This is a genomic window from Gottfriedia sp. ABJ_BB2_2 (assembly GCF_055484705.1).
Genome location: NZ_JBVFKR010000004.1, coordinates 66,650 through 92,504 on the forward strand (window position 1 = coordinate 66,650; position 25,855 = coordinate 92,504).

17 protein-coding genes and 1 riboswitch are annotated in these 25,855 nt (G+C 33.7%); of the genes, 13 read left to right on the forward strand and 4 right to left on the reverse strand.

All coding sequences use genetic code 11. The annotated features are described in order from the left end of the window. Window positions 1–64: 64 nt before the first annotated feature. Entirely contained in the window at window positions 65–610 is a 546-nt protein-coding gene (locus ACX6U0_RS11250) for a hypothetical protein (RefSeq protein WP_464960024.1), read from the forward strand. Window positions 611–1,183: 573 nt separating this feature from the next. On the opposite strand, the gene ACX6U0_RS11255 is transcribed toward ACX6U0_RS11250, so the two are convergent. Next, window positions 1,184–2,233: an NAD(P)/FAD-dependent oxidoreductase gene (locus ACX6U0_RS11255; protein WP_464960025.1), complete on the reverse strand. Its 1,050-nt coding sequence runs from the start codon at window positions 2,231–2,233 to the stop codon at window positions 1,184–1,186. Between the two features lie 195 nt (window positions 2,234–2,428). Between ACX6U0_RS11255 and ACX6U0_RS11260 the strand changes: the two genes are divergently transcribed. The 4 genes from ACX6U0_RS11260 to ACX6U0_RS11275 all read left to right on the forward strand — a co-directional run bounded on the left by ACX6U0_RS11260 (window position 2,429) and on the right by ACX6U0_RS11275 (window position 6,225). After that, the gene (locus tag ACX6U0_RS11260; RefSeq protein ID WP_192603757.1) at window positions 2,429–3,211 is read left to right on the forward strand and encodes an ABC transporter ATP-binding protein; all 783 of its coding nucleotides are present in this window, start codon (window positions 2,429–2,431) and stop codon (window positions 3,209–3,211) included. A gap of 12 nt (window positions 3,212–3,223) precedes the next feature. Beyond that, window positions 3,224–4,135 (forward strand): iron-hydroxamate ABC transporter substrate-binding protein, encoded by a 912-nt coding sequence (locus tag ACX6U0_RS11265; protein ID WP_464960026.1) that lies wholly within the window; start codon window positions 3,224–3,226, stop codon window positions 4,133–4,135. Between the two features lie 72 nt (window positions 4,136–4,207). Continuing rightward, window positions 4,208–5,218, forward strand: a complete 1,011-nt coding sequence (locus ACX6U0_RS11270; protein WP_464960027.1) for a FecCD family ABC transporter permease — start codon at window positions 4,208–4,210, stop codon at window positions 5,216–5,218. Beyond that, complete coding sequence (locus ACX6U0_RS11275) at window positions 5,215–6,225, forward strand: FecCD family ABC transporter permease (protein WP_464960028.1); 1,011 nt, start codon at window positions 5,215–5,217, stop codon at window positions 6,223–6,225. The genes ACX6U0_RS11270 and ACX6U0_RS11275 overlap by 4 nt, the downstream gene beginning before the upstream one ends. A 618-nt stretch (window positions 6,226–6,843) precedes the next feature. Here ACX6U0_RS11275 and ACX6U0_RS11280 read toward each other — a convergent pair. Together ACX6U0_RS11280 and ACX6U0_RS11285 are read right to left on the reverse strand one after the other, a co-directional pair. Next, window positions 6,844–7,431 (reverse strand): xanthine phosphoribosyltransferase, encoded by a 588-nt coding sequence (locus ACX6U0_RS11280; protein ID WP_464960029.1) that lies wholly within the window; start codon window positions 7,429–7,431, stop codon window positions 6,844–6,846. Window positions 7,432–7,574: 143 nt separating this feature from the next. Next, window positions 7,575–7,676, reverse strand: a riboswitch (purine riboswitch). 123 nt (window positions 7,677–7,799) lie between these two features. Then, on the reverse strand, window positions 7,800–9,239 hold the full coding sequence (locus tag ACX6U0_RS11285) for a BglG family transcription antiterminator (RefSeq protein WP_464960030.1): 1,440 nt from the start codon (window positions 9,237–9,239) through the stop codon (window positions 7,800–7,802). A 426-nt stretch (window positions 9,240–9,665) separates the two neighbouring features. On the opposite strand from ACX6U0_RS11285, the gene ACX6U0_RS11290 reads away from it, so the two are divergent. From ACX6U0_RS11290 to ACX6U0_RS11320, 7 genes are all read left to right on the forward strand, one after another. After that, window positions 9,666–10,628, forward strand: a complete 963-nt coding sequence (locus ACX6U0_RS11290; protein WP_464960275.1) for a BMP family lipoprotein — start codon at window positions 9,666–9,668, stop codon at window positions 10,626–10,628. 21 nt (window positions 10,629–10,649) lie between these two features. After that, entirely contained in the window at window positions 10,650–12,302 is a 1,653-nt protein-coding gene (locus tag ACX6U0_RS11295; RefSeq protein ID WP_464960031.1) for a methyl-accepting chemotaxis protein, read from the forward strand. Between the two features lie 319 nt (window positions 12,303–12,621). Then, window positions 12,622–12,873, forward strand: a complete 252-nt coding sequence (locus ACX6U0_RS11300; RefSeq protein ID WP_464960032.1) for a heterocycloanthracin/sonorensin family bacteriocin — start codon at window positions 12,622–12,624, stop codon at window positions 12,871–12,873. 161 nt (window positions 12,874–13,034) lie between these two features. Beyond that, window positions 13,035–14,987, forward strand: a complete 1,953-nt coding sequence (locus ACX6U0_RS11305; protein ID WP_464960033.1) for a putative thiazole-containing bacteriocin maturation protein — start codon at window positions 13,035–13,037, stop codon at window positions 14,985–14,987. A 4-nt stretch (window positions 14,988–14,991) separates the two neighbouring features. Then, window positions 14,992–16,935 (forward strand): TOMM precursor leader peptide-binding protein, encoded by a 1,944-nt coding sequence (locus ACX6U0_RS11310; protein WP_464960034.1) that lies wholly within the window; start codon window positions 14,992–14,994, stop codon window positions 16,933–16,935. A gap of 21 nt (window positions 16,936–16,956) precedes the next feature. Then, on the forward strand, window positions 16,957–18,531 hold the full coding sequence (locus ACX6U0_RS11315) for a SagB/ThcOx family dehydrogenase (RefSeq protein WP_464960035.1): 1,575 nt from the start codon (window positions 16,957–16,959) through the stop codon (window positions 18,529–18,531). A 584-nt stretch (window positions 18,532–19,115) separates the two neighbouring features. After that, window positions 19,116–19,928, forward strand: a complete 813-nt coding sequence (locus ACX6U0_RS11320) for a M15 family metallopeptidase (RefSeq protein ID WP_464960036.1) — start codon at window positions 19,116–19,118, stop codon at window positions 19,926–19,928. A 47-nt stretch (window positions 19,929–19,975) separates the two neighbouring features. On the opposite strand, the gene ACX6U0_RS11325 is transcribed toward ACX6U0_RS11320, so the two are convergent. After that, complete coding sequence (locus ACX6U0_RS11325; RefSeq protein WP_464960037.1) at window positions 19,976–21,202, reverse strand: helix-turn-helix domain-containing protein; 1,227 nt, start codon at window positions 21,200–21,202, stop codon at window positions 19,976–19,978. Between the two features lie 463 nt (window positions 21,203–21,665). Between ACX6U0_RS11325 and ACX6U0_RS11330 the strand changes: the two genes are divergently transcribed. Beyond that, window positions 21,666–25,820: a S8 family serine peptidase gene (locus tag ACX6U0_RS11330; protein WP_464960038.1), complete on the forward strand. Its 4,155-nt coding sequence runs from the start codon at window positions 21,666–21,668 to the stop codon at window positions 25,818–25,820. Window positions 25,821–25,855: the final 35 nt, after the last annotated feature.

Consider the following 25,855-nt stretch of genomic DNA (forward strand, 5'->3'; position numbering starts at 1 on the left):
TACGCAGGATCTCTTACGAGGTTGCAAAAATCATGATCATAAAGTTTCGTATGGGGTGAAGTCGATGGATTCAACTATTCAAACGTATTTTGAGAATCTTGATTCTACTGATAAGAATCTACAATATGAGGCATTTAACTATATTATTTCAGTTACTAAAGAAAAGGTAGATTGGTCGTACGATGTGTGGGACAAGTTAAAAGCAGATTTAACGCATAAAGGTAACCACCAAAGATCCAGAGCAGCACAGTTTCTTTCTAACCTGGCAATTAGTGATCCCGAAAAAAGAATCGTAAATGATTTCCCTGACATTTGGAAAGTAACTTACGATCCAAAATTCGTAACAGCAAGGCATACCTTGCAAGCCATTTGGAGAGTAGGATTAGCTGGTCCTGAACAAAGAGAAATGGTCATTCATCATTTATCAGACCGATTTCTAAATTGCAAAGAAAAGAAAAACTGTACTTTAATTCGCTTCGATATCATTCAGTGCTTAAAGAACTTATATGATGAAGTAGGAATTGAGGAGATTAAATATCTTGCCTTAGAATTAATTGAAAAGGAAGATGATCTTAAATATCAAAAAAAATATAAGACAGTGTGGAAATAAGTCATTTTTAGAAAAAAGGAATCCTATAACAAATGAGGATTCTTGTAGTCAATGTTTAATAATTTAATACTGTTTTTTTTTCAACATTTTGAAACCTAGAAACCTAGAGAATTATCTGGTAATAGCTTATGTTATGTTAAAAAATGGATTCGAATTATTCTAAGTTGTTGTAAATGTTGATATTCCGATTAAATTTGGACTAAATGTTTATAAAAAATACTTTTTTAAGTTATTAGTAAGAGATAAGTTTTATGAAAAATCTTGTTCATATGATTAAGTTGATTGGAACGGAAGGGTGATCGACTCCTGTGGGAAGTGCGTGAAGGCTGAGACCCCGCAGGAGGCCCACAGGATGTGGGTCATGCATGCGTTACGACAGGACGTCGTGTTTTTAGCATGCCTACCTTTTGTAGGAGGCTCAAATCTCGCCCCTCGGAAAGCGAGCATCCTGTAGTGGAAATCAACAAGATATTACTTATTTTAGTAACAAGTTTATATCTCAACAAAGTCAAACGCATCCTCTAATAAAAGAGGATGCGTTTATTTTTAATAATTTATATTCTTAGTTTGAGTCTAACTCATCATTTGCTTAATTAATGCACGATTACGTTGCTTAAACACATCATTATGTGATGAAACCATGGCAGCACTACTTGCATCAGGTTGCACATATTGTTTTGCTTTGTTCACTGCGTTTGCAGCATCTTGAAATGCGCCAGCAATCAATTGTAGCTTCCCATCATGCATTAAAATATCACCAGCAGCGTAAAGTCCTGCTATGGACGTTTCACTTGTTATGTTTCCTTTAATATAGTAGTTCTGAATCATCTCAATATTGATTTCACTATTATTTAATAATGAAGTATCTTGTTCATAACCATGGTTGATGATTACTTCATCAATTTGTAAATGTGAAATTTCATTTGTTTCATTATTAGTAAGTTCAACTTGATCAATTTCTTCATTATTCATACCGGCAATTAATTTCGTAATAGAAGTGTTAAATAAACATTCGACCGAACTATTCATTAATTGAGATACACCAGCTTCATGACCCTTTAACGCGTCTTTACGATATGTTAGATAGACTTTTTTAGCAATCGGTTCTAATTCATTGGCCCAGTCGATTGCAGTATTTCCTCCGCCTGATATGATAACTGTTTTATCTTTAAAGCGTTTTAATGATTTTACAGTGTAGTTTAAATTTGAAACTTCGAATCGTTCCGCACCTTCAATTTCAAGCTTTTGAGGATTCAGAATCCCACTACCAACAGCTACAATAACTGTTTTTGAATAGTGCTTTTGTCCTGAAGACGTTTCCAATACAAAGTAGCCATCTTCATTTTTATTAATTGTTTCTACTTTTTCATTTAAAACAACAGTGGGATCAAACGTTAACCCCTGTTGGACGATTTGCTTTATAAATTTCTCACCAGGAATAGGTGGCTGACCGCCAACATCCCAAATCATTTTTTCTGGATATACATGAACCTTACCACCCAATTGTGGTTGGAACTCAATAATTTTCGTTTTCATTTCTCTTAATCCACTATAAAAAGCAGAGTATAGTCCAGCTGGACCTCCACCGATTACAGTTACATCAAAAAGCGCTTCTATTGTCATTACCGTTTCACTCCAGTAAGTTTCCGTTATTGATTATCATTCTCAATAAATATAAACTATTCTCACATTTTTTTCAATATTAATTTTACGAACTATATTGACAATAGATTGGAATCAGATTATATTTACGTAGTGATGCGAAACTGATAATCATTATCAGTAGATTCATAATATTCAATGAATGGAGGTCAATTTATGGTACGTCTGTATACTGATGATTTAACCATTGGCTATGGAGAGCGTTTGATTGTAAAAGACCTTAATATAAAAATACCTGATAAACAAATAACAACAATTATTGGATCAAATGGATGTGGAAAATCGACTCTTTTGAAGGCGATTACACGTATTATTTCACATCAATCTGGCACAATTATTTTAGATGGTGAAAATATTTCATCTGAAAATACAAAATTACTTGCTAAGAAAATGGCGATTTTGCCTCAAACACCTGAGAGTGCTAGTGGATTAACAGTTGGTGAATTAGTTTCATATGGCCGTTTCCCATATCAAAGTGGTTTTGGGCGTTTAACGAAAAAAGATATTGAAGTGATTGACTGGGCACTTGAAGTGACTGGTACACAAGACTATAAATATCAACCAGTAGATTCTCTTTCTGGTGGACAACGTCAACGAGTATGGATTGCGATGGCGCTAGCTCAAGAAACGGAAATTATTTTCCTTGATGAACCAACTACATATTTAGATATGGCTCATCAACTTGAAATTCTAGAACTGCTACAAAGATTAAACCGAGAACAAGAACGTACCATTGTTATGGTATTACATGATTTAAATCAAGCTGCTCGTTTTGCTGATTATATTATCGCTTTAAAAGATGGCGAAATCGTAAAAGCAGGCAATTGTGAAGAAGTAATTAATCATGAGGTACTGAAAGAAGTATTCCAAATCGATACAGAGATAGGCAGAGATCCTAGAACAAACAAACCTATGTGTATAACGTATAATTTATTATAAGGGGATAGATTGATGAAGAAATTTATAGTACCATTCCTACTAGTTTTCGTATTGATTATTAGTGCATGTAGTAATGGTTCAACAGACAAAGATAAAAGCGCAAAAAAATCTGGAACAATTACATATGAATCTCAGAATGGTCCAGTTAAAGTACCAGCAGATCCAAAGCGTGTAGTTGTACTTTCATCATTTGCAGGTAATGTAATGGCATTAGATGTAAACATTGTTGGTGTTGATGCATGGTCAAAAGCTAATCCACGATGGACTGATAAATTAAAAGACGCAGAAGAAGTAACAGATGAAAGTTTAGAAAAAATTATTGAATTAAACCCAGATTTAATTATTGGTTTAGATAATGTTAAAAACCTAGATAAATTAAAAGAAATTGCTCCAACAGTAGTTTATACTTATGGAAAAGTTGATTACTTAACTCAACATATTGAAATTGGTAAACTATTAAATAAAGAAAAAGAAGCTCAAGCATGGGTAGATGATTTTAAAGAGCGTGCCGCACAAGCTGGTGAAGACATCAAAGCAAAAATTGGTGCTGACACAACTGTTTCTGTCATTGAAAAATTCGATAAGCAGCTTTATGTTTATGGAAATAACTGGGGACGCGGTACAGAAATTCTTTATCAAGAAATGAAATTAAAAATGCCTAAAAAGGTTGAAGAAAATGCTTTAAAACCAGGATATTTTGCGATTTCATTAGAAGTACTTCCTGAATTTATGGGGGATTATGTGATCTTTAGTAAATTTGATCAAACAGATACTTCAGTAGAAACAACGGAAACTTATAAGAATATCCCAGCTGTAAAAAATCAACATGTATATGAAGTAAATGGAAGTGAATTCTACTTCAATGATCCACTTACTCTAGATATGCAATTAGAATTCTTTAAAGAGAAATTTCTAGCTAACTAACTAAAAAGAGTAGGGATTCTAGTTTTAAGAATTCCTACTCTTTCATTCTATTAGAGAAAAGATGAGAGATTAATGACAAAAAAAAATAAAGGTTCAATTCCATTCTTTTTTAAACTCGTTATAGGATTACTAATTTTTTTAAGCATGTTTGTCATATCGATAATATACGGTGCTGCAGACACAACTGTAAGCGATGTATGGAAAGCTATCTTTACAAATGCAAAAAGTCAGCAAATATCAATCATTCAAGAAATTCGATTACCACGTGAGGTTGCAGCGATTTTTGTTGGGGCGGCGTTGGCAGTTGCTGGTGCAATTATGCAAGGGATGACAAGAAATCCTCTGGCTGATCCAGGTTTACTTGGATTAACTGCAGGTGCCAATGCAGCACTTGCAATTACAATTGCCTTTTTCCCTTCGTTAAATTATTTTGGCATTATGATTGCTTGTTTTATAGGAGCGGCGGTTGGTTCGCTTATCGTTTTTGGTATTGGTTCTATGAAAAAGGGAGGCTTTTCACCTTTTCGTATTGTTCTAGCTGGGGCGGCTGTTTCAGGATTTTTATATGCCATTTCGGACGGAATAGGAATCTATTTTAAAATCTCTCAGAACATCTCAATGTGGACGTCTGGAGGATTAATCGGTACATCATGGGGACAGATTAAGATTGTCGTTCCGTTTATTGTCATAGGAATTTTAATCTCACTTTTCCTATCTAGACAATTGACTATACTTAGTTTAAATGAAGAAGTAGCAATCGGTTTAGGACAAAATATTAACAGAATAAAGGCAATACTGTTCGTCATCATCATTTTACTAGCTGGTGCATCAGTTGCCTTAGTTGGAAATATGGCATTTCTTGGATTAATGGTACCGCATATTGTTCGTGCATTCGTTGGTACAGATTACCGTTTTATTTTGCCAATGTCAGCTATTTTTGGAGCTACTTTTTTACTATTCGCGGATACGCTTGGAAGAACGATTAATATACCGTATGAAACACCAGTTGCTGCAATCGTTGCGATGATTGGGTTACCTTTCTTCCTAATTATTGTTCATAAAGGAGGTAAGGAATTCTCATGATTCAACCTGCAGTAATTAGAAAACAAAGACTTATTTTGATTGTACTTTCACTACTTATATTCCTTACAATGGTGGTTGGAATGGGAATGGGTTATTCTGCCATTCCATATAGCAGACTTCTACCTACATTTTTAGGTGATGGTACGTTTAAAGAAGAATTTATTATATTTTCAATCAGATTGCCACGAATGATTATTACTTTTCTAGCTGGTATGGCACTAGCATTGTCCGGTGCGATATTACAAGGAATAACACGAAATGATATGGCAGAGCCAGGTATTTTAGGCTTTAATGCTGGAGCAGGTGTAGCCATAACAATATTCTTTTTATACATGCCAATAGAAGCGGGTTCTTTCGTTTACGTAATTCCTATTGTTGGGTTCTTTGGGGCATTATTAACAGCCGGAATTATCTATCTGTTTTCTTATAAAAAAAATACGGGTCTTCAACCAGTACGATTAGTACTAGTTGGGATCGGATTCTCTATGGCGTTATCAGGTATTATGATTGTACTGATTTCATCTGCAGAACGTGTAAAAGTTGATTTCATTGCAAAATGGTTGGCAGGAAGTATTTGGGGTACTGATTGGCCATTTATTTGGGCTTTTCTTCCTTGGTTAATTATTTTAATACCATTTACTTTATATAAAGCGAATTTACTAAATATACTTAGCTTAAATGAGCCAGTTGCAATAGGTGTAGGTGTGTCACTTGAAAAGGAACGTGTAATTTTACTTTTATCAGCTGTAGCTTTAGCAGCTTCAGCAGTTTCAATAACAGGTGGGATTGCTTTTATCGGGCTTATGGCTCCGCACATGGCAAAAAGTTTAATTGGTCCAAGGAATCAACTTTTTCTTCCAATTGCAATTTTAATAGGTGGACTATTACTATTAGTAGCGGACACAATTGGTCGTAATTTAGTTGAACCAGAAGGTATTCCTGCTGGGATCATCGTTGCATTAATTGGTGGACCATATTTTGTTTATTTAATCTTAAAAAAATCTTAATCGTCTCTAAAAAAACCATGAACAAACATGTTCATGGTTTTTTATATTGATAAAGTGAGAAAACATATCCTTCGAAGCTTTAAGCCATATTAGAATAGAAGAGATACCTTGGACAGTAAAGAGCTACGCAAGTAGGCAAATAAAGTTTGCGAATGCTACTACACTGAAGTCATAAACAAAGTGTTCGTGTTTTTTAAAACTAAATAGGACAATCTACCATTTTATGAAAAATGGACAAGTATACAATCATTTTTTTTGTTTTTTCATATAAAGTGTAAAATAAGAAACTTTTCAGGTTGAAAGACTAGTAAATAAATCATGGTCATTTGAGGTACGGTTTCTGATCATTTGATTGATGAGTCTAGCCAAGTTTCAGTCAGTTTAGTAGTAGGAATAATGATTAAATGATGTTTTAGGATACTGCTAAGTTCAAAAACAGAATAATAGACGTAGCTGGAATAGGAGTTCTGATGTTTCCAATATTAACAAGAAAAAAACCACACAGCAGTATCTGGTGGTAATATTCCAAATCCCAAAAGAGACATTGTTTTATGTTACAAGCAATGTCTCTTTTTTGTTTGGCTTATCATTATTTATTCATAACAGAGTGTCTTAAGTTTAGATATGCAACGTCTCTTCGACAAATGTCACTTTATTATCTTTTAATGATTGAATTCGTGCTAATGATTCAACACGATATCCTCGTTCACGTAGAAGATTACCACCTTCTTGGAATGCTTTTTCAATAACAATTCCAAAACCAACTGCTTCGGCTTTTGCTTCTTCAACGATAGAAAGTAAGCCAAGTGCAGCCTGTCCATTTGCTAAAAAGTCATCAATAATGAGCACTCTATCTCCAGCCTCTAACCACTTATGAGAAATAGAAATTTCATTTTCTTCTTTTTTTGTAAATGAATATACTTTTGCAGTGTAAACGTCTTGCTGCATTGTAATGGACTTTTTCTTACGTGCAAATACAAGCGGAACTTGTAATGCCAAAGCTGTCATTAACCCTGGTCCAATTCCAGATGATTCAATTGTTACTACTTTCGTTATATTTTCAGAAGAAAATAAGCGCGCAAATTCTTCTCCAATCTTTTTCATTAAAAAAGGATCCATTTGATGATTTAAAAAAGCATCAACCTTTAATACATCATTTGCTAGAACAGTTCCTTCATTTTTGATTTTATCTAATAATAACTTCATTTATTTTTCCCCCTTACTAATTAGCCTTCGTTTAAAATATCAGAACCTATACAAAAAAACTCAAAACATATTACTTCACTAAATAGAATGAGTGAAGTAACACATTTTGAGTTTTTCAAAAAGTCACATGTTAACAATAAACGACCAGCTGTGTTACCACTCATAGTCGGTATATTTAAGGTTAACCGGTAGAAACTTGTGAGCCATATCCTCACGATTATACGAGTGAATTGATTATGAATTTATTGAAACTATAACATGATTTCAATCGAAAGGTCTAGTTTAATCAGGGAATAACAATATTTGTCATAATAAATAGGAGAGAAAAGCATTATGTAGGTTATGTAGCTAGATAAAACAAGTGAATATCACCTTATGTATTGTGAAATTTGACTGATATCTCTTTGTGTTAATGTTGATTGAATATATGTGATTGGAATTCCTTCAAAATCAAGCTGATAATCAGATATGATTAAATCTAAGTTTAAAGAAATTAGATTTTCTTGTGTTAATCTTCCTTGTTTAAATTCTACAAATTGTATTTTGTTACTGAATTCTTGTTCAATTCTAGACATTAGATAGTGTTGTACACCATATCCCTCACTTGTTAATAGTAATACCCTATTCTTGTTGAGACTCTGCTTAAGAACGGACGCTTGAATCGTTAATGTAATCTTTGCGACAACATCATTAGGCGGATCAAAATAGGAATATTTTCTAGTCCAATTTGTCATTACTAGTTTTACAGTTTTATATAATTCTTGATAATTAGTTTGAACATATTGGACGACCGTGCTGGAGGGTTTTTTAATTTCTGTAGAGTTTATTAATAGAGTAAGATCCTTAAATTGCTTTTGTAATGAAATAATAAATTCATTATTCATATGTAATGTAAAACCTAACTCGCTTCCTAGCATATCCACAAATACATATAGCTCTTCATAAAAAGTGTTTTTTTGATAATGGTATAAATTTAGAACCTCAGATTTACTAATTTTACTATGACTAAATGAAGGACAAAATGAAATAAATAATGAGCAGGCGAGCCTTTCCTCAAGAGATATTTTCTTATGATAGTATTTCTCAATCTGGTCACAAACTTCATTTGAAACTGAAAAATATATAGACTTTTTTAACTGATAGATCGCATCTTTATGTAAATATAAAAGAGGTTTACTGTTTAGTCGATGGATCATAGTTCCAATGTAATAAACAAATTTGTAAGTTGTAGTAGGTGATAAATGTAATTCGTATTTCTCAGATACCCTTCCTACAATGTTTTTTAGATCTGTCACTGTATAGGATTCATATAGCCACGAATTTGTATGGGAATATAGATCATATAATAAATCACAACAAAGTATTCTTTTTTGAAATTCTGAGCCCTCAATAAAAAGGGGCATACGTTTTAAAGTTAATTGATAAGATTTTAGTATTTCCTCAATTCGACTAAGAATTTTGTATACTGAAGTGTGCTGCATATAGAGAACTTTCCCTAAGTCACTTATAAATTTTATTTCTTTAATGAGAATGAAGCTTAGCGCCTGATTTATTGTGAAATTTTTTATAAATAAAGAACGAATTTCATTAAGAGTAGAATGAGATGGCATTTGAAAGTATATGCCCTTGCCTTTTTTTATATCGATCTTCCAATCAAAAGGTAGCGTAGAATTTATGATTTGAATATCATTCAGAATTGTTTTTTCTGTGCAATTTAATGTAGTAGCAATTTCTTTAGATTTAAACCATTTATCATGTGTACTTAAAATATCAATGATTTGATATCTTCGGTTACTTGCCTTGTCCATTTTATTCACCACTTTAATAGAAAGTAATTTTAATGTGATTTTTTTCACATAGAATGTCAAATTGAATAGAAGTTTCAATATTATTTTAAGGTAATGATGTGACTTTGGACATGATAATTATTTCCTTTGTATTCGGTAAAAAAGTTCAGGCCTCAGGAAAGTGGGCGTCCTGGATTCATAATTAACTAATACGTTTTTTCATATCAATAATGTTTAAGAAAATAGACAAGTATATCAATCTATTTAACATCAAACTGTAAATTGTTTGGTGTTTTTTAGTGCTTTTGGGGGATTTTATATTATTCGAAAAATAGATAAAATTCTTTAGTGCTTATATTTTCAACAATTTTCGACATCGATATGATTAGTTAGGAGAGATTTATTTTGAATATAAAAATAAAGAAGTGGACAAGTGGTATTGCACTAATGATGGTAGCAGTATTGTTATTATGTTCTTGTTCAACAAAGCAGGTTGAAACGAATAGCAAGAAAAGATTAAAAGTAGGCATAATGCTTTCATCAGTTGGATTGGGTGATCAATCATTTAGTGATGCTGCTTTTTCGGGATTGATGAAAGCAAGAGAAGAAAACGATATATTTTTTGATTATCGTGAGCCTTCGGATGATTTGAGTTTCGAGCAAGGGTTTACTGAATTAATTAAGGAAGATTGTGAACTTGTCGTAGGACTTGGTTTTTCTGTTAAAGAAAGTTTAGAAAAAGTTGCAAAAGAATATCCAAAGCAAAAGTTTCTATTAATAGATGAGACTTCTGACCTACCAAATGTAACAAGTCTTACTTTTAAAGAAGAAGAAGGAAGCTTTTTAGTGGGTGCCATTGCAGGTCTTACAACAAAATCGAATGTTGTTGGTTTTATTGGTGGAGAAGATGTTCCACTTATTAAAAAGTTCGAAAAAGGTTTTGCTGAAGGTGTAAAAGCAACCAATCCTAAAGCAAACATTATGACAGAGTACGCAGGTGACTTTGGTAAAGCTGATTTAGGGGCAGAAATTGCTGGAAATATGATTAAACAAAAAAATGTTGATACATTATATGCTGCTGCGGGCTTTACGGGTGTTGGAGTATTACAAGAAGCACAAAAAAATGGCAAATATGCAATCGGTGTAGATACAGATCAGTTTTTTATTGCTGAAAAAGCGGTTGTAACATCAATGCTAAAAAACGTAGATGTTGCGATTCAATCAGCTATTAAATCTTATATTGATGAAAAGGGCAAGTTTCCAGAAAAGAATATGACATTTGGTTTAAAAGAAGATGGAGTTGGTAGTGCACCAATCCGCGTTATTACACTAGACCCTGAAAAGGAAAAAATCTTTGAGGATCTTAAACAAAAATTAGCAAACGGGGAAATAACAATTCCTTTAGATTAATAGGAATAGAGGTAAAACGATATGAAATTGCAAGGTAAAATAATTTTTAATGCAATGGTTTCTTTACTATTGTCTATGGGATTAATCATGTATATTATCGTTCAATTAGCAGGCATGCAATCTAAAAATAAAGATATTGTTCCTGCTATGATGAATATTCAACAACTTAAGAGCTCAGTAATCCTAAGCCAACAAGCTTTAAATAATTTTTCTTTCTCAATGTCAGAAAGCAATCGATCGGAAGTAGAGAATCAACTACAGGAAATAGATAAAGAAATAAAAGCATTGAATAAAGGCTTGAAGTTAGACGAACAAAAGAGATTATTAAAAAGCATAAGTAGTAAATATGAACAGTTAAAACAAAATTCAGAAACAGCAATGAATGATAAAAATAGCCCAGAAGTTAAACGTCAATCAATTAGAACACTAGGAATCTCAAATGATATTCATATGTTGGATATTGTTACAACTGAGCAATATGATACGTTAACTGCAGACCTAAGTGGAAAAATTCGATTTACATGGTTGTTAGCAATCATTGGTGGAGCAACATTAACGGTTGCTGCTGCTATTTTCAGTTATTGGATGGCGCGACGCATATCAAATCCGATTAAAAAACTGAGTAGTTTAGCAGAAGAAGTGGCGAATGGAAATCTTGCCGTAGAATTGAATGAAATTAAGGGTAAAGATGAAATTACTGATTTAAATCATTCATTTAAACGAATGATTGAAAATCTTCGAGGGATTGTTACATCTGTTGAAGATTCAGGTGTACGAGTTGATCAACTAGCTAAAGAAATAGAAACTGATAATGAAATGCTTACTGAAATTGTTAGTCAAATTGCTTCTTCGACCGAAGAATTAACAATAGGTAGTCAAACGATCGCTGATGATCTTCAAACGACAGTTACGGTAGTAGAAGAAATGCAACGTAACTTTACTGCAACACTTAAAGGAACGAAGCTATCAGCTGAATTTGGAGAGGAAGCTGTATCAGCAATTCAAATTGGTAGCAATGCAATGAAGGATCAACAACAAGTAGTAAATGATAACCTAAAAGCAATGTCAGTGATTGAACAATCAGTACAAGAATTAGTAGAGTTCGCTTCGGAAATTACTGAAATGACAGGTATTGTATCTAATATTGCAAAACAAACGAATCTATTAGCATTAAATGCCTCAATTGAAGCGGCTAGAGCAGGCGAAGCAGGAAAAGGTTTTGCAGTTGTTGCAGAGGAAGTAAAAAAATTAGCTGAGCAATCAACGTCAGCAACGATGAAAATATTTGATTCTGTCAGTCAAATTAAAGATGGCGTTAACAAGGTAAAAGATTCAGTTACAGAAGGACTTGAATTAGTTACTCGCCAAGAGGAAGCGATGGATATTACTGTTGAGTCATTCCAGCTTAATAGCGAAAAGGTTCAACAAATTGCAGAGCAACTGGAAGCTTTAAACAAAGATATGGAAGCATCTCAAGAATTAAGTATTAGAGTGATGGAATCTATTGAAAATATTAGTTCAATTACTGAAGAGTCTGCGGCTGGAAGTGAAGAAATCGCTGCATCGACAGTTGAACAACAAAAGAACTTCTTAACGGCAAGTGAAAAAGTGAAAGCTTTAAGACAAATTGCTGATGAAATGAAAAAGCAATTAGAACAGTTTAGACTAATTTAATAGTGTTATAGCGAAAAACCTCACTGGTTTCAGTGAGGTTTTTTCTATTTGTTATGAAATTCAATCGGTCTTTGACCTTCTATAATAATCAATTTAACTGAACTTGTTTGTGATTCCTTGTGCCAGTGGATATTTTTAAATGCCGTTTTAAAAAATAGGTAAATGGATTAGTAACAATGCCCAAGCATATTCCATATTTTGTTTTTGAGAGACTTGAAAATTTTGTTGATTTTAACGTTTAAGATTTTTTGACCTTTTTTCTATATTTTACGTCTTTTTACTTGCTCTCAAGCGAATTTAATTTTGGAGGTTTTTTAAAATGAATGATTTTCAAAATGAACTACAAAGATTAAACCTTGGTGAATTTCAATCTAGTGAAGTAGTGCCATGGGATCAAAATCAGTATTATATGGCTCAGGCTCGTCAATGTGGTGGCGGATTTAACCGATGTTTTAGATGCTTTAGTTGTTTCTTTTGCTTCTTTTTTACTTGCTTTAATTGTTTTAACTGTTTTGGGTGTTCTCGTTGCGGTGGCTGTGGCGGTCATTGTGGTCGTTGCGGAGGTCATTAATCAATATTTTCATTCAAATAAAGTCATACCCCCACGCAAGTTTATGTGGGGGTTTTACTCTGTATGAATAGACATAAGGGTAATGAAAAATACATAGTAATATGATGAAAGTAATAATGCTTTTTTTCATCAACTCACTGATAAAAGGGGTGTTGAATAGGTTGTCAAAATTGAATGCATCTACACGTCTGAAAGTGAATCGAGATACTTTTTTTATACCTGATAAAAATGGTAGTGTGTATTTTCGCAACAATATCAGCTCATTTCAAATGGAAGGTAGTACAATCTTTCAATGGATTGAAAAACTCATACCCATGTTTAATGGGGAGCACTCTTTAGGAGAGCTAACTAACGGGTTACCAGCACAATATAGAGATAGAGTTTACGAGATAGGAGAAATATTATACAAAAATGGGTTTGTTCGAGATATTAGTAAAGATCATCCGCATCAATTAACAGAAAGTGTTCAAAAAAATTATGAATCTCAAATCGAATTTTTAAATAGTTTTGGGGAATCAGGTGCGTATCGTTTTCAACTGTATCGTCAAGCAAATGTGTTGGCAATCGGTACTGGAGGAATTTTAGTATCGTTAGTATCTGCATTACTCGAATCAGGATTATCTAAGTTTCATTTGTTTATTACTGATATTGAGAAAACTAATAAAAAACGTATCAATGAATTGATTAAAAATGCTCGAAAACAAGATGTAGAAGTTGAGGTTAAGCTAATAAAGAGAAATCGTAAATCCTGGAAAAAAATTGTGGAATCTTATGATTCAATCATCTATGTAACAGAAGAGAATCAAGTCGAGGAAATCCGAATGCTTAACAAGATTTGTAAAGAAGAGAAGAAGAACTTTATACCGGCACTTTGTTTACAACAAATTGCGCTAGCAGGACCATTAGTCAGTTCAGATTCTGAAGGGTGCTTTGAGTCGGCATGGAGGAGCATTCATCAAAAAGAGTTAGTCAATAAAGATAAGTTACAACCGTTTTCTTCAGTAGCTTCTGCAATGTTGGCGAATGTAGTTGTATTTGAACTATTTAAAGACATAACAAAAACGAATCAATCTGAAAAGATGAATCAATTTTTCCTCATTAACCAAGAAACGTTGGAAGGTAATTGGCATACATTTTTGCCGCATCCATTCGTAACTGATGGTGTAAAAGCGGAGATTATTCAAGACTTTGATCAAAGGGTAGAACAAAATAATAGTAAGAGCAGTGATCAAAGTAACTTATTTCTTTATTTAGGTGAATTAACATCAGAAACATCTGGGATTTTTCATATTTGGGATGAAGGTGATCTAAAGCAACTACCTTTAGCGCAATGTCGTATTCAAGTTGTAAATCCTGTTTCTGAAGGTCCAGTTAGTCTCTTACCAAGTAATATATGTACTGCATTAACACATGAGGAAGCTAGAAGAGAAGCTGCCTTAAAAGGTATTGAGATGTATTCCTCAGAATTAGCTCGTGTTCTCGTTAAAAACAAAGTATCTATACCTCCAAATATTGATAATAGTTTAGTAGAAGAACAGGAAACTATTGGAATCGGTACTGGAGAAACTTTTGCTGAGTGTATTTGCCGAGGACTTCAAAAGTATTTATCTGAAGAGTTGCGTAAGCAAGAAATAAATGTAACTAATCCTCTAGCTGAAATAGAGCTTGGTGCCATTGAAGATAAACAATGTCAATATTATGTAAAAGCGTTAAATATTATGAACGGGAAACCTGTCATTGCTTTAGATAAGGATGTTTTTGGTTTTCCTATCGTCTATGTTGGTACAAAAAATAGATTGTATCGAAGTGTAGGACTAAATAAAACACTCGCTTTACGAGAATCATTACAACAGGCATTAATGGAGTCACAAAATGTTGATATTGATCTGCCTTCTCATGCTATTAGTCATTCAAATTCTCTATTATTAGAAGAAAATTTACAGAGAATGGTCATTCCTGAATGTGATGAAAGGGAGAAAACTGACCTATTAAAAACTGCTATGAAAATACTAAAAGAAAATAACAAGCAGCTAATTGCCATTGAATTAAAAATTGATTTATTTAATACAGAGGAACTGTCAGGAGTATATGGTGTCTTGTTACGGGAGGTGTAATTAGTTGATTACAACCGTAGTGATTGTTGGAGAAGGCTTATTAACGAAATATGTGCATGAAACACTTTCAAACAAATACGAGGTCATTCTAGCCTCAAAAGTAGAGGGAAACATTCCCGAAGCAGCCAATTTAGTACTTTTATTGGATGATGCTTGGGATTCCACTTTTCAGGAACAGGCAATTGAGAAGCTACGCTTCAGTAAGATTCCTTGGCTACGAAGCTTTGTTTCATTCGGAGAAGGTGTAATTGGTCCTTTAGTTCGTAATGGAAAATCCGGTTGCTTTAAATGTGCCGATTATCGACGTCTTATGGGTGGTCGCGACCGAAGAGAAATGAGAGAGCTTGAACAGAGTTTAGCTAAAAATGGTGGAAATGAACAGGATGTATGGGCATCAAAATCCGGACTTCTTCAAATGGCATATTTAATTGGGGCTGAAGTACAAAGGGTGATAGACGGCAAGGCAGCTAACTTTGAAAATCGAATATTCTTGATGAATTTAAAAACCATGAAAAGTTCAAGTCATACGTTTCTACCGAATCCGCTATGCCCCGTTTGTGGGCAGTTAGCTGATGACTCATCTACCTCAGCTCATATTTCGTTAAAACAAAGCTTGAAAATTAGCAAAGATAGTTTTCGTAGTCGTTCAATGGATGAATTAAAAAAAGTATTAGCGAAGGATTATTTGGATGAAAGAACTGGTTTACTAAACAGTAAAATTTATGATTTATCACCTCCATTTGCAGATGTAATTGTAAATCTGCCATTGATACAAGGGGATGAAGGTACAGCAGGCCGCACACATTCATATGAAATAAGTGAATTAACAGCTATATTAGAAGGATTAGAACGTTACTGTGGTCTGTCTCCTCGCGGTAAAAAAACCGTCGTTCATGACAGCTATCAAAATTTAAAAGATAGAGCGCTTAATCCAGAATCTGTAGGAATTCACTCGAAGGAACAGTATGCAATGAATGGATATCCGTTTAAACAGTTTGATCCGAATCGTTCTATGGATTGGGTTTGGGGCTATTCATTTTTGAAAGAAAAACCGATTCTTATTCCTGAATTACTTTCCTATTATAGTTTAGGCTGTGGGCAAGGATATATATATGAAACTTCAAATGGTTGTGCATTAGGAGGAAGTTTAGAGGAGGCAATTTTTTACGGTTTGTTAGAAGTAGTAGAGCGAGATTCATTTCTTTTAACGTGGTATGCAAAGATGGCTCTTCCACGTATTGATCCTTCTTCTGCAAATGATCAAGAATTAGATCTTATGGTCGAACGGATACGTGCAGTAGGTGGATATGAACTACACTTATATAATTCAACGATGGAACATGGGATTCCTAGTATTCTAGCCATCGCAAAAAATAAAAAGGATCGTGGCTTGAATCTTATTTGTGCAGCAGGAGCCCATCTTGACCCAGTAAGGGCTGTAAAAAGTGCATTGCACGAGTTGGCTGCAATGATGTTGACGCTAGATCAAAAATTTGAGGAAAACCAAGATAAATATATGCAAATGCTCCAAAATCCTGGACTTGTACAGCAGATGGATGATCATGGCATGTTGTATGGATTACCGAAAGCTGAGGAACGTCTAAACTTTCTATTGGAGGAAAATCGTCCATTAAAAACATTTGACGAAGAATTCAAGTGGGAAACTAAACACACTGATTTAACGGAAGATTTGAAGGATATGCTTCAGAAGTTTCGCCAATTGAACCTAGATGTAATTGTAGTAGACCAGACTACACCAGAAATTAGAAAAAGTGGCTTGTATTGTGTAAAGGTACTAATTCCTGGAATGCTACCAATGACATTCGGACATCATCTTACTCGAATTACGGGACTTGAAAGAGTGTTGAAGGTTCCTGTAAAAATGGGATATGCAAAGAAACCACTTACGTTAAAACAGCTAAATCCAAATCCACATCCGTTTCCATAGAAGGTGATTAGGGGGTGAATGATGAGTTTAACATCATTTCTATACAATCTACATTATGACATTGAAAAGGAAAGCCCGACCGACTGGGAAGTAGACTGGGAAGATGCCCCACTTACGTATAAGCTTTATAGAGATTTACCAACAATTCCACTATGTCACAATATACCTTTACGTCTTGAAGGACAGGATATAACTGAAAAACCTGAACTATCAAAAATAGGACATTATCTCTGGAATGTCTATGGAATCACTCAAATATGTCAGTCGGCTTTAGCTTCAGGTACTTCTGAAGAAGTTACGCTAATGCAATCAAACAGAAGGTTTATTCCATCAGGTGGGGCTTTATATCCAAACGAATTATATGTATATCTAAAATGCGAGGATGTACCTACTGGAGTATATCATTATGATGTTGCAAGGCATCAGTTGGTATTGTTACGAGAAGGGAATTTTGATTCATTTCTTACTAGAGCCTTAGGAAATAGATGTGATGTTACGAATTGCTTTGGTGCTATTTTTGTTTCGACTATGTTTTGGAAAAATTTTTTTAAATACAATAACTTTTCCTACCGCCTTCAAGGATTAGACGCTGGTGTATTAATTGGACAGATTTTGGAAGTGGCAAAACGTTTTGGATTTTCTACGGGCGTATATTTCCAGTTTCTTGATCGAGCTCTCAATCATCTACTTGGTTTAAGAGAGCAAGAAGAGAGTATTTACAGTGTTGTGCCACTTTCATTAGAGGCTTCATACTTTTCAAGCACAGATACATTAGTAGAATCATTAAACACTTCCACGGAATTGTGTCAAGAACTGCCAAAGATTGAGCATCGTTATTTCATTAAGTCAAAGAAAATTATAGCGTTTCCTAAGCTAATTCAAGTCAATGAAGCTTCAATGATCGAATCGACGAAAGTATTTCGGCATATTGAAGAAAAGAAGTACATTCAAAAAGATAGTAAGCAATTAAATTTGCCTAAAGTAGATAGGATTTCTTATGATCTACTATTAATAAATAGAAAAAGATTTTCTCCCGATATGGACTTTATCTCAAAAAAGGTAAGTAAAGTAGAGCTGGCAACTTTACTTCATGAAGCGACAAAATCATTCTCGTATTTAAATGATTTGGATCAATCAAATAGTAATAGTAGATCGCGTCCATCATTGTATATGTGTTTGAATAATATTGAAGATATCCCAAATGGTGCTTATTATTATGATGACCTAAATCATTCCTTACGAGAGATTCAACTTGGAGACTTTAGACACCAATTACAAACTGGATTATCAGGTACGAATGTGAATCTGTTCCAAGTACCAATTTGTTTACATGTAGTTGGAGATCAGAAACATTTTAACTCTTTACTTGGTTACAGAGGGTATCGAATACAGCATATGGAAGCAGGTATGATAGTCCAACGTTTATTACTGTCATCCACTGCATTGGGTATGGGGGGACATCCACTTCTAGGATTTGATGCAGGATTATGCGATGAAATTTATAAATTAAGTGAAGAACAAAAAACGAGTTTGATTCAAATTCCAATTGGTTATTACCGTAATCGTCCTATTATACAAGGAGGATTGCACTCTTAAGTTGTACAAAATAGTTTTGATTAATAAGGTAATGACTATTAAAAATGCACTTCTTTAGGCAAGTTCTAAAGAAGTGTTTTTTTTTGTTCTGTTAATATTAATTGCTGATTTTAGCTAAATACATTAAGAGTATGAAAAGAATAGCTGATTCGTGAGTAATTGGAATGGAAGGTGCGAAGACTCCTATGGGAGAAGTGGGAAACTTGAGACCCCAGAGGCCTAGTAAGGAAGGCATGCTAAAACCACGACGTCCTGTCGTAACGCATGCATGATCCACATCATGTGAACCCAGGAGGCTCAAGTCACGCCCCATGGAAAGCGAAGTACCTGGAATGGAAATCAACATTCTTTTTTAACAGACCTTTTATTTATATGAGAAATTATCAGATGAGAACAACTTGTAAAATATTTGTAACATGCCATTAAATCATTGACTATGAAGAACAGTTTAGATATTATCATGATGATAAATCAACAAATTACGACTAATTTTGTCATTAACTTATATTAAATAAGATCATCAAGAAATGGGATTATAGCTTAAAATAATTTAATTAAGCTTTGACTATATGGAGGAAACTAAATTGTCTATCGTAAGAAAACATCGTAGAAGAAAAAACAGAAGAACTATTTTAGCTTTATCAATTACAACTTTGCTTTTAGTTGGAACAGCAACTGTTATAAATAGTCACAAAAACGATAAAACTATGGTCATTAAAAAAAATACCCATGTAAAAAATGACATTGTAAAAAATAATGATACTCTCTCTTTTCCAGATTATGATCAAACTTCACAAAAAGACGATTCTGGATTATTAGAAGTATTAAATATTGATTCAAATCTTGTACTAGTTAATAAAAATAGAAAATTACCTAATGGCTATGAGCCAGAAGACTTAGTATACCCATCAATTCCTTTAAATGGAGCAGTAAAAGAAAAAACAAGAATGAGAAGTGAGGCTGCCAAGGCATTGGAGAATCTTTTTGCTGGAGCATTAGCCGACGGAAATACGTTAACAGCTATTTCTGGTTATCGTTCGTATGATCGACAAGTCTCTTTATATAATCAGTATCTTGAAACTCGAGGAGAAGAATGGACAAAGGCATATAGTGCTTTCCCAGGAACGAGTGAACATCAAACAGGACTATCAATGGACGTTTCTTCACCATCATTTGGAAATGCTTTAGAAGTGGAATTTGCAGAAACAAAAGAGGGAAAATGGTTAGCTGAGCATGCTCATGAGTATGGATTTATTATTCGTTATCCTGAAAATAAACAAGATACAACACAGTACCATTATGAGCCATGGCATATAAGATACGTTGGCGTAGATTACGCAAATTATTTATATACGAAGGACCTTGCTCTAGAAGAAGCAATGCCTTCAGAAAAGTAGAATAAAAATAAATTAGGCATGTCACACAGTTATGAGTGACATGCCTTTTATTGTTCAACATTAATTAATAATTGAGCAATTTGTAAAGCTTCATTTGTAAGATTCATCTTGGAATAATAGCTGAATAGTTCTTTCTTTGAACGTTGGATTAAATACATAAAACCAAACTGTTTAAACATCGGTAAGGCTTCTATTTTTAAGTATTGGTGATAATCATGTTCCTTGTTTTCAATTAATAAAATTTGAAGTTTAAACAGATGGATATAAAGTATTTCATTTTTATGTACTGCTTTTTCTAGCCCTTCTTTTACTAAATGTAATAATTCATTTTGGGAGAGTAGATTTCCATAAAATGAGCTACGAATATAGCCTTCTAATGATAATAAATATTTACTTGATTCAGGATTCTTTAATGTCATCGATTGAAAATAATACTGACTAGATAAATCATATTTCCTTCTTCTAAAATACTCATAAGCTAAATTATGGCATACTCTTGCTTTTCGCTCTGGTGAGCTACACAAATCACAACTTTGGATTAAACTTTCAAATCCTTTGATTGTTTCATGAAAGTTTTCATCATCTTTAATTTGTATTAACATGAGCATCTCGGTGTCGATAGCTCTAAGATAGTTATTCTGTTCTTTGAAAAATTGAAGTGCTTTTTCAGCGTAAAAATAAGACATAACAGGTAGTTCGAGAGAATGGTAGGCTGCCGCAAGATGGTAATAATATTCTTTATTATTGTACTCTGTTTCTTGAATTGATTTTAGAACTTGAATTGCTTTTAGATTTTCATGTTTTGCTAAATAATATATACCCAATGCGTGCTTTAATAGACTCGATTCATATGACGATAGCTTTTGTTCATTTTTTTGAATGTCAGTAATGATTTGATAGGATTCATCTATTGATTGATGCATTAATAAATATCTAACACGAAGCAACTGATAGAGATTAGTATAATTAGAGATTTGAATGAGGTCTTCTTGTTCGAGCTCATTATGTATTAAATCCATTTCTTCGAATAACTCCTTAATTATCACATCCTGCCACTGTACTAAGCGCTTCTTAATATTTTTAAGTTTCAAGATCTCCCTATCGATGTTAATGCCAAGACGCTCTGCTAACAGTGTGATAATTTCAGGCGCATACTCAGTTTGTAATCGTTCAATTTTGCTTATATGAGTACCAGAACAAATTCCTTTACCTAGTTGTTCTTGGGTCATTTGAAATTTCTCACGATAAAATTTTATGATTTTCCCCTCATACATAACAAATTTCTCCTTTTAGAAAAACCTTATTTTTAAGATTGAGTAATAGAAAACGAAGATTCCCCCCAATTAAAAATGTTAATCCCTAATAAACTTTATCTTTTGTCGTCCAATAGTAATTTTCAAATAAAAAAGGCAACAATTTTCTATATCAATTGTCCTGATTTGACAAATCTCTAGACTGAAATTTGTCGAAAAAAGGGTCCGATTTAGAAAAAACTATCCCTTAATTCCCCCAATTTACGGTAATGAAAAGCTAAAGTACAATTTGATTATACAGTTTTCAAATTATTCTTACTTTAATTTTACACTATTAATGCATAAGGAGGAAATGAACTATAATCAGGTATTTTTAACCATTTAATAGATTTAGACTATTAAACTATTTTACTGGTACATACTTGTTTGCTTAGTTCGCAGTCACAGTTATAGCTTGGAAAAAAAGTAGAAGGAGCGGTTGTTGATGTTCACTAAAAAGAAAAAATTATTGAATGTAATGGTCACAAGTGTACTTGCTACAAGTTTTCTCGCGTCTTACGTAATGCCTCAACAAAAATCATATGCAGTCTCAAATTCTGTAGAATCAATTCTAAAAGGTTTATCAGAAGAGCAAAAACAGTCTATTAATCGACTAACGCCACAAGAAGGCTTTATTATCGATCCGAGCTTATTGTCATTAAAAGATAAGACAGCAAATGTCATTGTTGAACTAAAAACTTCACCAGTAGAAGATAATCAGCTGTCTAAATCAAAGCTTTCCCCAAATAATAAGAAACAAAAAATTAGAGGAGAGCAAGAGTTCTTCAAGAAACGTTTTACGGAATTAGTTAATAAGAAAGACGCTAAGGAAAAAGTAAATCAGCAGTTAAATGAGCAAAATAATCAATTCGAAATTAAACAAACGTTTGAAAGTGTATTTAATGGTATGGCTATGACGATACCTACAAATCAAATTAATCTACTTCTTAAGACCGGCGTTGTAAAAAGAGTTTGGAAGGACAATAAGGTTAGTATTCCAATCACTGAGTTATCAACTACAAATGCATCAATCAATAAAGTAGTGCCACCAGCACTTCCACATTTAGGTGTTGATCGTTTACATAATGAGGATATTAAAGGGCAAGGAATCAAAGTAGGGGTTCTTGATACAGGAATTGACTATAATCACCCTGACTTAAAAGATGTTTACAAAGGCGGTTATGATTTCGTTGATGGAGACGCTGATCCAATGGAATCAACTCCAGCTGATCAAATCGCATCCGGTTCCCCTGAGTCCATTGATGGCATCCCATATATTACAGAACATGGTACGCACGTTGCTGGAACAATCGCATCTAATCCTAAAAATGATGTTGAATATGCAATGACCGGAGTCGCTCCAAATGTTGAATTGTATGCATACCGGGTATTAGGTCCTTATGGGTCAGGCTCAGATTCAAGTGTTATTGCTGGAATTGAGAGGGCTGTCCAAGAAGGAATGGATGTTATAAATCTATCATTAGGGAATGGTCATAATCATTCATTAGATGCTACTGCAGTAGCCATTAACAACGCAGCTTTACAAGGCGTTATACCAGTAGTAGCAGGAGGAAATGCTGGGCCAAATCCCGGTACATTAGGGTCTCCTGGTTCATCACCTTTAGCTATAACAGTGGGAGCAAGTGATGTACCGACAGATATTCCAACAGTAACCACGAGTTTGGGAGATGTATCTGTTTCAAATAAACTAATGGGACATGGTCTTGGCAAAGATTATTTACATGTTATTGATAAAAAATACGGTGTAGTGGAAGTTGGAATTGGTACAGAAGAAGATTTTAGCGGTAAAGATGTTAGTGGAAAAATAGCGTTAATTTCTCGTGGTTCAATATCTTTTGATGAAAAAATTAGACGTGCACAAGAAAAAGGTGCAGTAGCTGTTTTAATTTACAATGATGTTGAAGGAGAAATTCCTTATTTCTTAGGTGAAAACTTTGGTTATGTGCCAACTTTTAAAATGACTAAAGAAGAAGGTACTCAACTTGTTGAAAAGTTAAAAGAAAGCCAAGAAGCTAAAGTCACTATCTCTAATTTACAGTCAAATATGACAACGGGTGATGAATTAGCTGATTTTAGTTCTCGAGGACCAGTTAGTAACAACTTTGATATTAAGCCAGATGTGGTTGCTCCAGGTGTATCTACATTATCAACTGTTCCTGAATTTATTAATAATCCTCAGGAAGGTACAGATTATTCTAGTAGCTACGCAAGTTTAAATGGAACCTCAATGGCAACACCACACGTTGCAGGGGTTGCAGCATTACTGTTACAAACACATCCAAATTATACAGTTGCGGATGTGAAAGCAGCTTTAATGAATACTGCTGATCCATTGAAAGGAAGAACATACAATGTAAATGAAGTTGGTGCAGGACGAGTTGACGCTTATGAAGCAGTCCATCATACTACTTTAATAGAAGTACAAAACAAAACGTTTACTTTGGATGAAAATGGGTTAAAGAAACAAATTGACGATATTTCCGGTTCGTTACCGTATGGTAGTATAGCAACTAATGATGCAGATCAAAGTAGAACGACTGCGATTACGATTAAAAATGTTAGTAGTGAAAAAGAAACATATCATACAAGAGTAGAATTTTTAACAATTGATGGTGTTTCAAAAGATGCTAGTAAAAGTGGGGTAACGCTAAAGTTACCAAGCTCATTTGAAGTGAATGGCAATGAGAATAAAAATATTAATGCAGAAATAACAATTCCTGCAAATGCTGAAAAAGGTATTTATGAGGGGTATATTTATATCGAAAATGAATCGAAAACGGCGGAATATCAAATTCCTTTCCATGTTCGCTATTCAAATAGTGGTTTTGAAAAAGTGGAATTTTATAAACATGCCATTACAAATGATCTAAGTAACTTCCATCCATATATCGAACCATTTACACCTGCTACCTTCAAATTAAATAGTGAAATGAAAACAATTGATGTAGTAGTGAGTGATGTAAATGGAAAACCAATCGGAATTTATGGAACATATGATTTAGAAGGTGTGTCTGTTGATACGGAGTACTTAATTTTCTTTGGATTCTCCGGCGAGGTTAAGTTGTTTACTGGTGATCCAAACAAACCGTTATCACTCGAATATGAAAAATTAAACGAAGGAAAATACATTGTTTCATATATTGGTACTGGAGTCGACGGGAAAACATATAAAGTAGATAATGATATGGTAATCGATAATACAGCTCCTACTGTAGAATTTGATAAGGAATATGGTATTCATGAGATTTCTGATAAAGATTTAACGACGGAAACAAATCCATTCGATGGATTAGATTATAATGCTTATTGGGTACATGGGAAGATTCATGATGATACGATTGACTACCTGAAGAGTAGAGGACATGATGTTTCTCAAGAGTTCAATACTGTGTATGTTTACCAAGATTCATTTTGGCCAACAGCTCAATTACTGCCAAATAAAGATGGAGACTTTAAATTTGGCGTATTACCAGAAGAATATAAGAATTATCCAACGAACCTTAGAATGTACACTTATGATTATGCTACAGCAGGAAATCCTAATTTCCCAGAATACACATTCATTAATGAAGGATCTGAGTATGGAACGCTAAATCCGAACACAAAAGAAGTAAGACTTGGAACAGAGTTTGCTGCTACTTTCAAGGTTAAGAATCCTAAAAAATTAACAGGTGCTAATATCACAATTGATCTTCCACATTACTATAAATTAGTAGATGTTAAACCATCAAAACAACTAGAAGAGCTAGCAAAGAAAAATAACTGGAATATCCGTGTTGCAAAGCCAACGGTTAAACCTGACATTTGGTCTGATATTACAACATTTGCAGTAGATGTTTCAGATAAGAAGACAAGGTTACCAATTTCAATTAATGCTGATATTAATTTACTAGATATTCATTTAGAAGTTATTGATGACCAATTTTATAATGTAGAAAGTAGCTTCTATATTCTAGAATCATCGTACCAATCAAGTACTGGAAATAAAACAAATCTACCAACCATTGCAGATCGATTTAAATTCATTTCTAAGCACTCGATGTTAGAAGGGTACTATCATGGTGAAGCTGTTAATTTAGATAACTATGATATGGATTACTCAAAGATTGGTACAAAAGCTTATGTAGTAGATAAAAAAGGGAAACAGTATAAAGCGAATATTTCAGAAAATGGTTATATGACAGTTCAAGAAATTCCTGCTTTAGCAGATGACTACACTTTAGTTGTTGATATTCCAGGACATTTCTTATACAACAAAAAGATAAAGCTAAGTAGAATGATTGATGGTCAAGTACAAGGTGTCTTTTACATTGCATATACACCTACAGCAGCAGCAGGTGATGTCAATAGAGACAATGTCATTGATATTTACGATGCGAAGTTGATTGCGTATAGTGCAGGTAATACGGGTGATAAATTAAAAGAGGATTTAAACAAAGATGGAGTAGTTAATCTAACAGACTTTAACTTTGTTGAAAAGAACTTCATGACGGTGAACCCTTATTTCCCAACATCAATTAAACCAGTCGAAAAAACTGGTAAATTGACTTTAGAAGAGTTAAAGAAGCTTTTTAATTAAAAGTAAGGTGCCTTCATTATTGAAGGCACCTCTTT